The organism is Lutimaribacter marinistellae (assembly GCF_042648365.1).
Taxonomy (GTDB): domain Bacteria; phylum Pseudomonadota; class Alphaproteobacteria; order Rhodobacterales; family Rhodobacteraceae; genus Lutimaribacter_A; species Lutimaribacter_A marinistellae.
Genome location: NZ_JBHRXI010000010.1, coordinates 588,468 through 602,857 on the forward strand (window position 1 = coordinate 588,468; position 14,390 = coordinate 602,857).

A 14,390-nucleotide genomic window follows, 5' to 3' on the forward strand; every position below is an offset into this window, starting at 1 on the left:
GCCCCCAGCCGGCATCACTCATTCAAACGCGGCATTGCCCGCGTAGTCCTCGATCATCACTTCGATCAGTTCCAACGCGCCGGGTTCGGCCGGCAACACGGCGCGGCACAGGCCCGAGCCCGCATCGCAGCGCAGGAAACCTTCGACTTCGGCCCCGCCCACGGTGAGCAGGAAGGGCTGCGCCTGCCGCAGGCCCGAAGCGTCGCGTGCCTCGACCTCCAGCCGGATCGGACCGGCATCCCCCTTGGGCCTGCTCAAATCCACGCGCAGGATCTCGGGCGGGTCGATGTCATAGAGCGTCGACAGCGTTACGGCGCCGACGTTGCCGACCGCATCCGTCGCGATCAGTTCAAACACGTTCTGCCCCGGTTTCAGGGTCACCGACAGATCGAACCGTTCATCTTCCAACGCAACCGGTGTGCCGTTCAAAGACAGGCGCACTGCGCCGGGGACGTTGCCGGAAAGGGTCAGGTCGTTCTCGGCCGTCGCGCGCGGCGGCGGCAGATCCAGTAGAACCTCGGGCGCGATGCTGTCGCGCAGGGCGGCAAAGCCAAGTTGCCCCTCGACCGAGCCGTCGGGCGCGAGGATCTCGATCCTGTATGCCCGCTCCGCCTCGTCGACAGGCACCGTGAAGCTGATCGACCCGCCGGTTTCCACCTTGGTCGAAACAACCTCGGCCCCGCTGCCATCCCGGACCACCACCGGGGCACCGGCGAGTGCGGTGCTGCTGGCGCTTACCGAGAGTTGGTCGGAGCGCGTGGCAAGCGCCGCGCCCGCGCGCGGGATGTCGTCCGACAGCGCGATCGCGATATCGGCTGCGGGCCGGTACACCACTGTTTGCACGCGCCGTGTGACATTGCCCGCCGGATCGGTCGCAACGACTGCAATCGTGTTCTCACCCGGCTGCAACTCGACCTCGCTGACAAACGACCCATCAGCCCCGGCGCTCAACGACCTGCCATTCAGGATGAGCGTCACGTCAAGCTCGGTTGCGCCCAGAACCTCGACCATCGGCGCGGCAAGAACGGCGCCGGATGCGGGCGACAGCACGGTCAGGAAGGGCGGCGTGTCGTCCAGCCGCAGGGTGAAGTCCTGCGCGGTGCTCCACTCTCCGGGCAAACCCAACCGATCCAGGGCAGCCACGCGCCAATGGTATCGCGCAGGCGGCAGATCCACGGCAAAGCCGGTTTCACGGATCCCCCATTCCGAAACCTGCATCTGGTTGAAGCCGGGATCGAGCGCGACTTCGAGCCAATATCCCTCGGCCCCGTCGAATTGCTGCCATTCAAGGGGCGCGGTCCCTGTGTAGATGATCTCTCCCACCTCGGGCGCGGTGAGCAAGACGCTGTCGAGCACTTGCGCCCGCTGCGCCCCGGTGGCATCGATTACCAGCCCTTCGTTGGCACCGACGGCGATGGTCCGGCCATCCTTTTCGATAGCCAGTTCGGGCTGGTCGTAATTGACGAATTTCGCGCTGCCGCCTTCGTTCTTGATCCAGAAATCGGCGGAGTTCGTGGTCGTCTCGATCCCCGGCACATCGATCTCGAACGTGGCCTTTTCGGAAAGCTGGTTGAGCAGCGCGTAGAAGTCGCCATTGGCAAGCGACACCTTGGTGACCTCATGCCCGGTCAGCGGGTCCGAGCGCATGCGTTGGATCGTGGCGTTCGAATTCGGGTTGAGCCGCAACCGGCTGAGATCGCGAAAGGTGATCTGCGTGGTGCTGGCAGAGAGGGTGCGCACGCGCTCGAATTCGACAAGGATGTCGTTCAGTTCGCGGTCCGACCATGCCGGCTCTACCGGTGCGCGGCCTTCGACGGCACCCTGCACGTCCGAGACGACCGCCTCGGCCGACCGGTCGCGTTGAGCGATCGCGATGTCGAGCGCATCGCGCGCGTAATCCGTGGCGACTCCGGCGAAAGAGACGACCTCGCGCCACTCGCCCTTTTCCCGTTCGGTGATCGCCTGATCGCGATTGGCAATGGCGTTGCCGATCTCTTCGGGCGCAAAGATGCGCGCGCCCTCGGCATTGGCGGCCTGTATCGCCCGAAGCGAGGTCAGCAGCGCCTCGTCGGCGGCAAAGACCTGCTTGACCGGCATCCGCAGCTCCGTTCCCGGCCGCAGCTCGGCTGGCGAGGCGATACCGTTCAAGGCAAGAACCGCTGGCCACAGATCAGGATCGCGCAAATGCTGCCCGACCACGCCCCTGATCGTGTCCGTTTCGCTGAAACGCACAATTTCGAGCGGTGCGTCCATCGGGTCGGTTTCGGCAGTGAGCGCCGCAGCACAGAACACAAGCGCAGTGGCCCCCGCCAACCTGCGCAGTAAGGGACCAAGGACCGGTCTGGCCGATATCGGTGATCTGTTCCTTTCCATAATGGCGTCAGTCCCAAAGGGCAGCATTAACCATGCTTCACGCCAGCCCCCGCCCCCTCAAGCGATTTGGCCGATCCGGCCTCACGCAGACAAAATAACTGCCGTAAGGTTATGCCATTTTGGCAAAATCACCAAATCCGTTCACGATCTGGAAACAGTGCGCCGTCACAGTGACACCGGGCGATTCCGTTTGACCGTGCGCAGCACGACATTCGTCTGGGCGCTTGCGACCGCTGGCAAGCGGAACAGGAACCCTTCGAGGAACTGGTTGTAAGCTGCCAGGTCAGCGCACAAGACGCGCAGGTGGTAATCGGATTGCCCGGTCGTGGCATAGCATTCCTGCACTTCGGGGCTGCGCTCCACTGCCCGGATGAACTCGACGATGCGGTCGGGGTCGTGACGCGTCAGGTGGACATGCACGATCGCTTCGAACCCAAGGCCCATTTCGGACGGGTTCACCACGGCCCCGTAGCGTTCGATGACACCAGCGTCTTCGAGTGCGCGCACCCGACGCCACAACGCGGACGGAGACATGCCGACCAGATCGGCGAGGTCAGCGTTCGAAATCCGGCTGTCCTCCTGCAATCGGGTCAGGATTCTGCGGTCACGGTCATCAAGCTGCATCTGGAAACTCTGTTCGCAATCGAAGTGAATACCGGATCATCTATCCGCGCGACAGCAATCAAGCAAGAAGACTGGAAAGATTTTCCATGCGTTCCGGTCCATCTTGCCCTGATGGGAACCAGCCAGAGGATTCGCGCCATGACCGCCCATGATACCGACTTCCGCACGTACCAGCTCGAGGACCGCTACACGCTGACCGAGGGGCGGGTCTTTCTGACCGGCACGCAGGCGCTGGTCCGGATCATGATGGACCAGGCGCGGCGCGACCGCGATGCCGGGCTGAACACCGCGGGTTTCGTCTCGGGCTATCGCGGCTCGCCTCTGGGCGGGCTCGACCTGGAGATGTGGCGCGCCAAGGACCGCCTGGCCGAAGATTGTATCAAGTTCATGCCAGCCGTGAACGAGGACCTTGGCGCCACGGCCGTTCTGGGCGCGCAGCAGGCGGTTCTGGATTCGGCCTGCGAGGTCGAGGGCGTGTTTTCCATGTGGTACGGTAAGGGGCCGGGCGTGGATCGGTCTGGCGATGCGCTGAAACACGGCAACGCCTATGGCTCCTCCCCCAAGGGCGGCGTCCTTGTCGTGGCGGGCGACGATCACGGCTGCGTCTCATCTTCGATGCCGCACCAGTCCGACGTGGCTTTCATGTCGTGGTTCATGCCGACTCTGAACCCCGCCTCGGTCGAGGAATATCTTGAATTCGGCGAATACGGTCTGGCTCTGTCGCGCTATTCCGGCACCTGGGTCGGGTTCAAGGCGATCTCGGAAACCGTGGAAAGCGGCCGCTCGGTGGAACTGCATCCGGATCGCCAGTTCGAGCTGCCAGAGATCGAACTGCCCGCAGGCGGACTGCATGTGCGCCGCGCCGACCTGCCCTCGCCCGAGATCGAAACGCGCATCCAGCACAAGCTGCGCGCCGTTCGCGCCTTTGCCGAGGCGAACCCGATCGACCGGCGGATCTATGATATCGAGAATGCACGCTTCGGCTTCGTCACCACCGGCAAGGGGCATCTGGACCTGATGGAGGCGCTGCGACTGCTGGGGCTGGACGAAGACGCCTGCCGTCGCCTTGGCATCGACATCTACAAGGTCGGCATGGTTTGGCCCCTCGCCCGCCGTAACGCGCTGCGCTTTGTGAAGGGCAAGCAGGAGGTGCTGGTGGTCGAGGAAAAGCGCGGCATCATCGAAAGCCAGTTCAAGGAGTATTTCTATGACTGGCCCGGCGACAAACCTCACCAGATGGTCGGCAAGTACGATGCACAGGGTGAGCCGCTCATCCCCTGGACAGGTGAGTTGAGCCCGCTGATGCTGGCCCCGATCGTAGCCGCGCGCCTCGACGCGCTTTTCCCCGAGGAAAACCTGCCTGCCAAGGCCAAGGCGCTGGTCGATCAGCCGCCACAAATCATCAACGTATCCGGCGCGACGCGCACGCCTTACTTCTGCTCCGGCTGCCCGCATAACAGCTCGACCAAGCTGCCTGAAGGCTCGCGCGCCAACAGCGGGATCGGCTGCCACGTCATGGCAAGCTGGATGAACCGCGACACCGACGGCTATGCCCAGATGGGCGGCGAAGGTGTGCCGCATGTCGTCTCTTCCATGTTCACGGGCGGCAAGCACGTGTTCCAGAACCTTGGCGAGGGGACATGGTACCACTCGGGCTCTCTGGCGATCCGTCAGGCGGTCGCGGCAGGCACCAACATCACCTACAAGATCCTCTATAACGACGCGGTCGCCATGACCGGTGGTCAGCCGGTGGACGGCCCGGTCAGCGTGTCGGGCATCGCCCAGACCTGCCGGGCCGAAGGAGTGGAGCGCATCGCGCTGGTCTCGGATGACATCTCCAAGTTCGAAAAGGCCGACTTCCCGGCCGGGACCAGTTTCCACGACCGGTCCGACCTGATGCCGCTTCAGCGCGAGCTGCGCGAGATCGAGGGTGTCTCGGTCCTGATCTACGAACAGACCTGCGCCACCGAAAAACGTCGCCGCCGCAAGCGGGGCACGATGGAAGATCCGCCGAAATTCGCCTATATCAACGATCTGGTTTGCGAAGGCTGCGGCGATTGTTCGGTCGAGTCGAACTGCCTGAGCGTCGAGCCGAAGGAAACCCCCTTAGGTCGCAAGCGCAAGATCAACCTTTCGAGCTGCAACAAGGACTTCTCGTGCCTGAACGGGTTCTGCCCGTCTTTCGTCACGGTCGAGGGCGCGACGCGGCGCAAGCGCGAGATAAAGCTGGACCTCGCCCAGATCGAAGAGGGTCTGCCCGCGCCAACCCTGCCCGATCTGGCCGAGCCGTTCGACCTGCTGGTCACGGGCGTCGGCGGGACCGGGGTCGTCACCGTGGGTGCGCTGATCACAATGGCCGCGCACCTTGAGGGCAAGGGCTCCTCGGTGCTGGACTTCACCGGCTTCGCGCAGAAATTCGGCACCGTTCTCAGCTACATCCGGCTGTCCGACCGGCCCGATACGCTCAACCAGGTGCGCATCGACCAATCCGCCGCCGATGCGGTGATCGGTTGCGACATGGTGGTCAGCTCTGCACCCAAGGCCTCGGCCCATTACCGTCCCGGAACGCGGGTGGTGCTGAACCGCGCCGAAATGCCGACCGGCGATCTGGCCCTGCGCCGTGACGCCCAGTTGAAGATCGACACACGGGAGGAGGCCGTAAGCGCCGTCGTCGGGGCCGACAACGTCAGCGGATTCGACGCCAATGCCGCAGCCGAAAAGCTGATGGGCGATGGCGTCTTTGCCAATGTCATGATGTTGGGCTACGCGTGGCAGAAGGGGCTTGTTCCAGTGTCCCACGCGGCTCTCGGTCAGGCGATCCTGCTCAACGGTGTGGCGGTCGAAAAGAACCGGCTGGCCTTTGCGGTGGGGCGCGCGATGGCCACCGATCCCGCGCGCCTCGATGGCTATGATGATCCTCAGCCCCAGGTAGAGACCTTTGAACAGATGGTCGCCCGGCGCGCGGCCTTTCTAGAAGAGTACCAGAACGCGGCCTATGCCAAACGATACACCGCCCGGTTGGAGAAATTCCGCTCCGACATGCCCGGCGCCAGCGACGAGATGCTGCGCGCAGCGGCGCGTAACCTGTTCAAGCTGATGGCCTACAAGGATGAGTTCGAGGTGGCCCGGCTGATGACGCGCGACAGCTTCGCACAGGAACTGGCCGAGACTTTCGACGGGGATTTCAAGGTCAAGTACCACATGGCGCCCCCCCTTCTGAACTGGAAGACCGATGCGCGCGGCCGACCGGCCAAACGCGAATTCGGGGCCTGGATGGGGTCCGCGCTGGGTGTACTGGCAAAGATGAAAAGCCTGCGCGGCACGCCGTTCAATCCCTTCGGCTACCATGCCGAGGCCCGTGAACACCGTGACCTGATCAAGCTCTACGACACGATCCTGACCAGGGTGCCCTCCTGCGCGGATGCCGAAACGGTGATGGAATTGCTGAACGCCCCGGACGAGATCCGCGGCTATGGCCCGGTCCGTGCGGCGGCCGCGCACAAGGTCAAGGCGCGGGTGCAGGAGGTGTTGGGCTGAAGCGGCTTGCCGCGTCCTGCCGGCAATGGATAGGGTAGCGCGGCGAAACAGGGATTGGAGACTTGGATGGAGATCCGCGAAACCCGAGCCGTCGACAGGACCAAGCTGCTAGCGCTCTATCCCAAGGCGTTTCCCGAGGAGGACCTGACAGCGGTCGTGGCCGCGCTACTCGATAGGGAGGACGTCCTGTCGCTCACCGCGGTCGCGGGTGATCCCATCGGGCATGTGGCCTTCACCCGGTGTGGACCGGACCGCTCGGGCGCCTTGCTCGGACCACTCGCCGTTTCACCCGATAATCAGGCGGCAGGCATCGGAACGGCGCTAGTGCGGGCAGGGTTCGACAGGTTGACGGAAGGCGGCGTTCACCAGGTCTTCGTCCTCGGCGACCCGAGCTATTACCAGCGCTTCGGGTTCGAGGCCGAGCACTCGGTCGAACCGCCCTATGCTCTGCCCGCCGAATGGGACGGAGCATGGCAGTCCGTCTCCCTGGCCGGTCGCGCGCCGCTGCCCGCCGGGCCGCTGAGTTTGCCGGCCCCCTGGATGGACCGCAGCCTCTGGGCGCCCTGAGAAAAAGCCACTGCGCCTTCAAGCGCCGCGGCCCGCCCCTTCCTCTTGCCCAAAATATCCCGGAGCGCGAGGCAGAGCCTCGCACAATCCCGGACGGCAATCATCCAAGAACCGAAAAGCTGCTTTCCTCGTTGATGGGTCGCTTGCGAGAGTAGAAACCGACGTCGATGCTGCGCCCGATATAGGGCAGTTCAAACTGTAGCGGCGCCTGATCATGGTCGTTGCCCGCTTCGCAATACTCGACCAGCGCCGCCATCATCTTGCCTGCGATGGGCGCATTCTTGTACTGGTTCCCGCTGGTTCCGCAGGCCATGTAGAACCCGCCGAGCGAGGACTTGTCGTAGATCGGAATCCAGTCCGTCGAGGCATCATAAAGGTCAACCACGCCGCGCGTCTTGGACGGGATTCCCAGCGACGGAACACGTTGGGCATAGCGCATGGCCTGCGTCGTCCACTGATCGGTGAAATCACGATTGTAGTCAGTGTCGTTCTCGACCCAGTGATGCGTGTCGCATTCGGGGTCTTCCGACCCGATCAGGATGTGATTGCCATGCTCGGGGCGCACGTAGCAGGCAATATCACTGTCCGAAACGATGGTGCCCTGTGTCTCGAAATCGAAACCTTCGGGGCTGGGCACATGCACCACCTCCTGTCGCAGCGGGCGGGTTTCGATGGTCATGTCATCGGTTACACCGGCCATGCGGTTGATGATCGAGGAGCCGGGACCGGCCACGTTGATGACCACGTCCGACAGGATCTCTTCGCCATCGGCGAGCCGCACGCCTTTGACGCGACCGCCCTCCTGCACAATCTCTACCACCTCGGCGCGCGTGCGGACCTCGGCGCCATGTCGTTTCGCGGCTTCGAGCAGGTTCTGCGCAGACAGCGCCGGGTCTGTGACATACCCGCCATTGGGCCAGAACACCGCGCCGCCCATCTTGCTCCCGTTCGGCTTGCCAAACTCGGGATCATCCATGCGCCTGGCCGGGGCAAAGCTGTCCAGCGAATAGATCGGCATCTTCTCCTGCACCTGTTCGGCGGTCAGTTCCTCGAACGGGCAGCCGAGTTCGGCGGAGTATTTCATGTGTTTTTCGAGATGGCCGTTGGCATCGGTCTTCATGACCAAGCAGCCGACCTCGCGGAACTGGGCAAGGTCCGCCTCGGCGGGCAGACCAAGGTATTCGGCCCAGTCACGCCAGTAATGATAGCCTTCCCACGCAAAGGCCGTGCCGGGATAAGTGGAATAATGCATCCGGATGATGGCACAGGATCCCGCCGTTGACCCGTGCCCGGCCTGTGTATTGCGATCCAGAGAGAGTGTCCTGATCCCTTTCTTGGCCATTTCGAATGCGATGGCCGCACCGATCACGCCCGTTCCGATGATGATGGCGTCGGGTTTGGTCATGCTCTGTCTCCTTGTGAATGGGCGCGCGCATAGGCGGCGAAATCCTCGATCTCATGCGGCTGTCCGGGGACTCCGGTGAAAACGAGAAGGTAGTGCGGCACCAAGGCCAGCCGGGTCTCCATCGGCTCCCCTAACTGCGCAAGATCGTACCCGATCTGCATGTAATAGAGCGCCCGCGCGCGGGCCTCGGCCTCTGTTTCGGTGCAGCCATATCGCGCGAACATGGCGGTGAACGCCGCCAGCCTGCGCGTATCGGACTGGTCGAGCATCCGGCGCACCTTACCCGATCGCCGCGCCCAGTCGCGCACCGCGAAATCGAGGGCGGTATCGAATAGCTCGGGGTTCACCACGCAGCGATAGACGTTGAGCACGGCCTGAGTGATCGTCTCGGCCGGTGCTTCGGCCTGCGCGACCATTGCGGCGGTATTGGTGGCTTGCCAGCGGTCGAGCAGCGCATCCAGAAGGTCCTGCCGGGACTTGAAGTACCAGTAGAAGGACGAGCGCGAGACCCCCATGCGTTCGGCCAGGTTCATCACCTTGACGTGCTCGACCCCGTCCGAGACCAGCGCATCCATCGCAACGTTGAGCCAGTCGTCGCGCGTGACCTTGATGTTGCCGACCAGCGGTTCGGCCTCGGGATTGTCTCGATGCAGGATGGGACCGGTCATGTCAGCTTTCGGGATTGGCACCGCCTTCGGCCGTGCGGCGGGCGACGAACTGCTCCAACGCGCTAAGGCGGTCGGAATCCGTTGCGGGCGGCTGGAATTCGGCCAGCTTGCGTTTCCAGATCCCGGTGGCACGGGTGGACGCGTCGATGCCGCCCCGCTCGGTCCAGGTGCCGAAATTCGACCAATCGCCAACCAACGGTTCATAGAACTGGGTCTGGTAGCGGTCCATCGTGTGCTGAGCACCAAAGAAGTGCCCCATCGGCGCAACGTCCCGGATGGCGTCGAGGGCGATATCGCCTTCGGTGGCGGGGGTGCCTGCGCAAAGCTCGGCCACCATCTGCAGCACTTCAAGATCGGTGATCATCTTTTCATAGGAGATCGACAGACCGCCCTCGATCCAGCCCGCGGAATGAATGGTGATCGTCGCCCCGGCCAACAGGCAGCCCCAAAGCGCGAATTGCGATTCGTTGGCGGCCTGTGCATCGGCGATATTCGCGGCACTTCCCCCCGCGCAACGCCAGGGAAGGCCGATCTTGCGCGCAAGCTGACCCGCGACGAGCGAGGCCGAGAAATGCTCGGGCGTGCCGAAGGCGGGCGCGCCGGATTTCATGTCAACGTTCGAGGTGAACGTGCCATAGCAAACCGGCGCGCCCGGATTGACCAGCTGGGTCAGCGTGATCGCGGCCAGCGCCTCGGCATGGGAAAGGGTAATGGCACCCGCAACCGTTACCGGTGCCATCGCGCCCATCAGGGTAAAAGGCGTGACGATCGAGGGCTGTCCGTTGCGGGCGAAATCGATGAGCCCCTGCGCCATCGGCAGGTCGATGGTGCGCGGAGAATTGGTGTTGATGATCGTGTAGCACCAGGGCTGCGCGCGAAACTCCGCGTCTGTGAGGCCACGGAAATCGCGGATCATCTCGAACCCGTCCATGACCTGCGGTGTGCCGCGGGAATAGAGGAACGGCACCTTGTCGGATTGAGTCAGCTGGATCTCGGTCATCGCAAGATGACGCAGGTTCATTGCAACGTCCTGCGCCTCGACCAGTGGCGGGACCATGTGGAGCACGTCGAAACTCTGCGTAAGTTGCACGAGCTCGCGAAAGTCACGCAACGTGCCGGGACGACGCCCCCGGTCAAGGTCGGTGGCATGCGGGCAGCCTGCGCCGGGCTGGAACACGATCCGGCCAAGCTCCAGAGTGATGTCCCGATGCGGCGCACCACCCTTGACCGTGATCGATCGCGGCGCGGTGGCCAGCGCAGCCTCGATCATGTCACGCCCGATAAAGACCATGTCATCGCTGACGCGCGCACCGCCCTTTTCGTAGAAGGTGCGCGCCTCGTCGTGGAGAACCTTGATGCCTGTCTCCTCAAGGATGGTCAGCGCAGCCTCGTGCAGCGCCTCGACGCGGTCCTCGGAAATGGCATTCATGGTGGGAAAAGGGCTGCGCAGGTTGCGATAGTCCACCTGACGCTGGGGAGCGGAGGCCGCGACGCGCCCCCGCCTGCCGCGCCGCTGCTCGGTCATGCGCGCATCGCCTTGCCCTGCGGGTCATAGGGAGACGGCGCCACGATCCGGGCGGGACGCTCGACACCCACGACATGCACGCTCACTTCGGTTCCCGGTGCAGACTTGTCCCGGTCGACCAGCGCCATGGCCAGCGATTTGTCCGTGTAATGCCCGTAGGCGCCCGAGGTGACAAAGCCCACGCGATTGCCATCGGCCCAGATCGGTTCGTACCCGCTGGCATCGGCATCGGCGGCGTCGATCTCCAGCGTGACCTGCACCTGCGCTGGTCCGTTGCCATCGCGTTCCTTCAGCGCGGCCTCCTTCCCGACGAACTCCTTGCTCCAGTCGATCCAGCGATCCATGCCTGTCATCGCGGGTGTGCGATCCTGCGTGAACTCGGCGGACCAGATGCCAAAGCTTTTTTCGATCCGGGTCGACAGCATCGCGTTGAAACCGACCTCGCGGATGCCTTCGCCCGCGCCGGCCTCAAGCAGCAGGCGGCGCAACTGGATGTGATCGCCCATGCGGCAGTTGATTTCATAGCCCTTCTCGCCGGTCACCGACATGCGGGCGACCTTGGTACGCAAGTTGGCAATATCGAAGTTGCCGCATTGCATGAACTTGAGCGTCGAAATGTCCTGTTCGGCCAGCTTCTCGACCACGCTTTGGGATTTCGGGCCGATCACGGCGAAACCTGCCATCTGCTCGCCAAGGTCGCGGATGATAACGCCGTCCTGCATATGGTCCTGGAACCAGCGCATGTGCCACGCACGCAGGTAATAGCTGCCCATGATCCACCATGTTCCGTCACCCCAGTTGAGAACGGTCAGGTCTCCTTTGAGACGCCCGGTTTCAGACAACATCGGGGCCAGCTTGGCACGTCCCGGTGCGGGCAGCTTGGAGGCCATGATCTGGTCCAGCCAGCTTTCGGCGTTAGGGCCGCTGACCTCGAAACGCGAGAAACCGGTAATGTCCAGCAGGGCCGCACCCTCGCGGATGGCCTTGCATTCCTCGGCCACGATCTCATGCGCGTTCGAGCGTTTGAGGGTCGGCGTCTCTTCGAACCCCTGCGGCGCAAAGTACAGCGGAACCTCGAGGTCCCAGCTGACACCCCATTTGCAGCCCGCCGCCGTCATGGCGTCATGCGCAGGCGCCATTTTCAGCGGACGACCTGCTGGCAGCTGCTCGTTCGGGTAGGTCATCACGAAACGGCGCGAATAGAACTGCCCGGTGGTTTCGCGAATGTAACGCTTGTTCTGGGCGTAATCGCCATAGCGCGCCACGTCCATCGACCAGGCGTCGGCCTCGGGTTCGCCATGGATCATCCACTCGGCCAACGTCTTGCCGACACCGCCGCCCTGCAAGAAACCCGCCATGACCGCGCAGGCCGACCAGTAGCCGCGCTTGCCCGGAACCGGCCCCACAAGCGGGTTGCCATCGGGCGAGAATGTGAATGCGCCATTGACCCATGTCTTGATTCCGACATTCTCGATAGAGGGATAGCGCGCAAAGCCCAGCGTCAGCTCGTTCTCGATGCGGTCAAGTTGCTCTTGGAACAGCTCCTCGGTGTAGTCCCACGGCGCGCCGTCCATGGCCCAGTGTTCGTGATCGATTTCGTAGATGCCGACCAGAACGCCCTTCTGGTCCTGCCGCATGTAGGTAAAGCCTTCGAGGTCAACCGTCATCGGCATCTCGAAATCGGCGGCAGCCACTTCAGGCACCGTGTCGGTGACGAGGTAGTGATGCTTCAGCGGCGAAACTGGCAGTTCGACCCCCGCCATACGGCCCACCTGCTTTGCCCAGAGGCCCGCGGCATTGACCACGTGCTCACAGGTAATGGTACCCTTGTCGGTCACGACCTCCCAGCCATCGGCGGTCTGGGTCAGGCTTTCTACCTTGACGCCCTCGTAATACTCGGCGCCGCGCTTTTTGGCCGCCGTCGCATAGGCCTGCACCGTTCCGGTGGTGTCGATATACCCTTCGCGGTCGGCCCACATCGCCCCCAGAACGCCATCGGTCGACATGATGGGGCAGCGGCGCTGCGCCTCCTCGGGCGAGATCAACTCGCAATCGTCGATGCCGATGGACTGGAAGATGCGATAGTTGGCCTGCAACCATTCCCAGCGTTCGGGCGTGCCCGCCAGCGTCAGGCCACCGGTCATGTGCAGACCGATGTTCTGACCCGATTCGCGCTCGATCTCGGACAGAAGGTCGATCGTGTAGGCCTGCAAGGCCGCCATGTTCGGATCGGCGTTCAACGCGTGAATGCCCCCGGCCGCATGCCAGGACGAGCCCGATGCAAGACGGCGCCGCTCCAGCATCACGACGTCGGTCCAGCCGTAGCGCGCAAGGTGATAAAGAACCGAGGCGCCGACCACGCCGCCCCCGATAACCACGACACGATACTGAGACTTCATGCCCACCTCCCTAGGACCGTATTCGCGGACACGCTAGCGGCAGGATTTCGCCACGTCTAGACAGTAATGTCCATTAATGCCCATTTCTCGCGACGCGCGCCCGTCAAAGGAAATTCTTGATGGGAATCGCGCCCTGTCGTTAGCTGCAAGCATGCTGCGTTCATTTTCACTCCGCCAGGGGCTTACCGCGCTGGCTCTCGGCTTGATCGCGAATACGCTTGCGGCCGAGGAACCACCGGCGCTTGATCCGCAAGCTGTGGAGATACTGCGCGAGGCGTCCGCGTACCTCTCCGATCAACCCCGCGTCGCCGTCGACTGGTTCGTCTCGTATGACGAGGTCATCGATGGGCGCGAAAAGCTCACACGGCTGCGCAGTGGAACAACCCTTCTGGACCGCGAACAGGGCTTCTATTCCTACGTCGAGGCTGGTCCGACCCTGCGAGAGTTCTTCTTTGACGGTTCGGTGTTCTCGGTCTTCGATCCGCAGAACAACGCTTTTGCCAGGACGGAGGTCGAGGGCACCTTCGAAATACTCGTGGATCGGGTTCAGCAAGAATATGGTCTTGCCCTGCCGATCTGGCAGGTTCTGAGCAAGCGGGCCGAAGGCGAATTGCTTTCCGATGCGACCTCGGCCGCTTACGTGGGTTTGACCCGAGTCGCCGGAGACGAGGCGCATCACCTTGCCTTCGCCAATTACGAGCAGGACTGGCAGGTCTGGATTTCGACGGACGCCGACGCGCCGATCCTGCTGATGCTTGTAGGGACGGATCCCTATACACAGGGCTGGCCACAATTCCGCGCCTATTTCACCGGCTGGGACTTTGCACCCGAGATGAAAGCCGAGGCCTTTGCGTTCGAGCCCCCCGAAGACGCCGAGCAGATGGTCTGGCCACGGGTCGGCGTTACGACGGGTCAGCAGGAGTGAGGTGATGAGACAGGTCTGGATCTTTTGTCTGACGCTGATCCTCGCCATCGGCACCTCGCCGGAAAGCGTGCTGCGCATGGCACCCACGGCCGAGCGGGCCGAGGCAGGGCCGCGCGGACATGGTGGCGGGTTTTCCCATGCGCCGCGTAGCCGCCCGGGCGGCGCAAGAACGCGCCCGTCGACGCGGCCTGCCGGTCCTTCGGCCCAACGGCCTTCGGTACAGAGACCCTCAACACGCCCGGCACGCCCCTCGGTTCAACCACCCGCGGGCCGGCCATCAACACGCCCGGCGGTCAAACCGGAAACACCGGTAAGCCGACCGGACCGTCCCACGACCCTGCCCGCACGCCCCGGCGACCGACCACCC

General features: G+C 63.5%; 9 protein-coding genes. 3 read left to right on the forward strand and 6 right to left on the reverse strand.

The genetic code is table 11. The features are described 5' to 3' along the window. Positions 1-18: 18 nt before the first annotated feature. Positions 19-2,253 carry a FecR domain-containing protein gene (locus ACFORG_RS11565; protein ID WP_386735618.1) on the reverse strand — a complete coding sequence of 745 codons (2,235 nt, stop codon included), beginning with the start codon at positions 2,251-2,253 and terminating at the stop codon, positions 19-21. 285 nt (positions 2,254-2,538) lie between these two features. Beyond that, positions 2,539-2,997: an Lrp/AsnC family transcriptional regulator gene (locus ACFORG_RS11570; RefSeq protein ID WP_386735620.1), complete on the reverse strand. Its 459-nt coding sequence runs from the start codon at positions 2,995-2,997 to the stop codon at positions 2,539-2,541. 138 nt (positions 2,998-3,135) lie between these two features. Between ACFORG_RS11570 and ACFORG_RS11575 the strand changes: the two genes are divergently transcribed. Both ACFORG_RS11575 and ACFORG_RS11580 read left to right on the forward strand, forming a co-directional pair. Beyond that, positions 3,136-6,534, forward strand: coding sequence for an indolepyruvate ferredoxin oxidoreductase family protein (locus ACFORG_RS11575; RefSeq protein ID WP_386735622.1), 3,399 nt, complete (start codon positions 3,136-3,138; stop codon positions 6,532-6,534). 66 nt (positions 6,535-6,600) lie between these two features. Continuing rightward, complete coding sequence (locus ACFORG_RS11580; protein WP_386735624.1) at positions 6,601-7,101, forward strand: GNAT family N-acetyltransferase; 501 nt, start codon at positions 6,601-6,603, stop codon at positions 7,099-7,101. Between the two features lie 100 nt (positions 7,102-7,201). On the opposite strand, the gene ACFORG_RS11585 is transcribed toward ACFORG_RS11580, so the two are convergent. From ACFORG_RS11585 to ACFORG_RS11600, 4 genes are read right to left on the reverse strand one after another with little or no spacing between them, the layout of a single operon-like run. Next, entirely contained in the window at positions 7,202-8,506 is a 1,305-nt protein-coding gene (locus tag ACFORG_RS11585) for an NAD(P)/FAD-dependent oxidoreductase (RefSeq protein ID WP_386735625.1), read from the reverse strand. Further along, positions 8,503-9,174 carry a TetR/AcrR family transcriptional regulator gene (locus tag ACFORG_RS11590; RefSeq protein ID WP_386735627.1) on the reverse strand — a complete coding sequence of 224 codons (672 nt, stop codon included), beginning with the start codon at positions 9,172-9,174 and terminating at the stop codon, positions 8,503-8,505. The genes ACFORG_RS11585 and ACFORG_RS11590 overlap by 4 nt, the downstream gene beginning before the upstream one ends. A 1-nt stretch (position 9,175) precedes the next feature. After that, entirely contained in the window at positions 9,176-10,699 is a 1,524-nt protein-coding gene (locus ACFORG_RS11595; protein WP_386735629.1) for a trimethylamine methyltransferase family protein, read from the reverse strand. Continuing rightward, positions 10,696-13,098 carry a GcvT family protein gene (locus tag ACFORG_RS11600; protein WP_386735631.1) on the reverse strand — a complete coding sequence of 801 codons (2,403 nt, stop codon included), beginning with the start codon at positions 13,096-13,098 and terminating at the stop codon, positions 10,696-10,698. Before ACFORG_RS11600 ends, ACFORG_RS11595 begins: the two co-directional genes overlap by 4 nt. Before the next feature lie 151 nt (positions 13,099-13,249). On the opposite strand from ACFORG_RS11600, the gene ACFORG_RS11605 reads away from it, so the two are divergent. After that, the gene (locus ACFORG_RS11605; RefSeq protein ID WP_386735632.1) at positions 13,250-14,023 is read left to right on the forward strand and encodes a DUF2092 domain-containing protein; all 774 of its coding nucleotides are present in this window, start codon (positions 13,250-13,252) and stop codon (positions 14,021-14,023) included. Positions 14,024-14,390: the final 367 nt, after the last annotated feature.

Coding starts and splice junctions, on each gene's coding strand:
- ACFORG_RS11565 (WP_386735618.1), bottom strand. CDS start 2,253: ATGGACGCACCGCTCGAAATTGTGCGTTTCAGCGAAACGGACACGATC.
- ACFORG_RS11570 (WP_386735620.1), bottom strand. CDS start 2,997: ATGCAGCTTGATGACCGTGACCGCAGAATCCTGACCCGATTGCAGGAG.
- ACFORG_RS11575 (WP_386735622.1), top strand. CDS start 3,136: ATGACCGCCCATGATACCGACTTCCGCACGTACCAGCTCGAGGACCGC.
- ACFORG_RS11580 (WP_386735624.1), top strand. CDS start 6,601: ATGGAGATCCGCGAAACCCGAGCCGTCGACAGGACCAAGCTGCTAGCG.
- ACFORG_RS11585 (WP_386735625.1), bottom strand. CDS start 8,506: ATGACCAAACCCGACGCCATCATCATCGGAACGGGCGTGATCGGTGCG.
- ACFORG_RS11590 (WP_386735627.1), bottom strand. CDS start 9,174: ATGACCGGTCCCATCCTGCATCGAGACAATCCCGAGGCCGAACCGCTG.
- ACFORG_RS11595 (WP_386735629.1), bottom strand. CDS start 10,699: ATGACCGAGCAGCGGCGCGGCAGGCGGGGGCGCGTCGCGGCCTCCGCT.
- ACFORG_RS11600 (WP_386735631.1), bottom strand. CDS start 13,098: ATGAAGTCTCAGTATCGTGTCGTGGTTATCGGGGGCGGCGTGGTCGGC.
- ACFORG_RS11605 (WP_386735632.1), top strand. CDS start 13,250: ATGCTGCGTTCATTTTCACTCCGCCAGGGGCTTACCGCGCTGGCTCTC.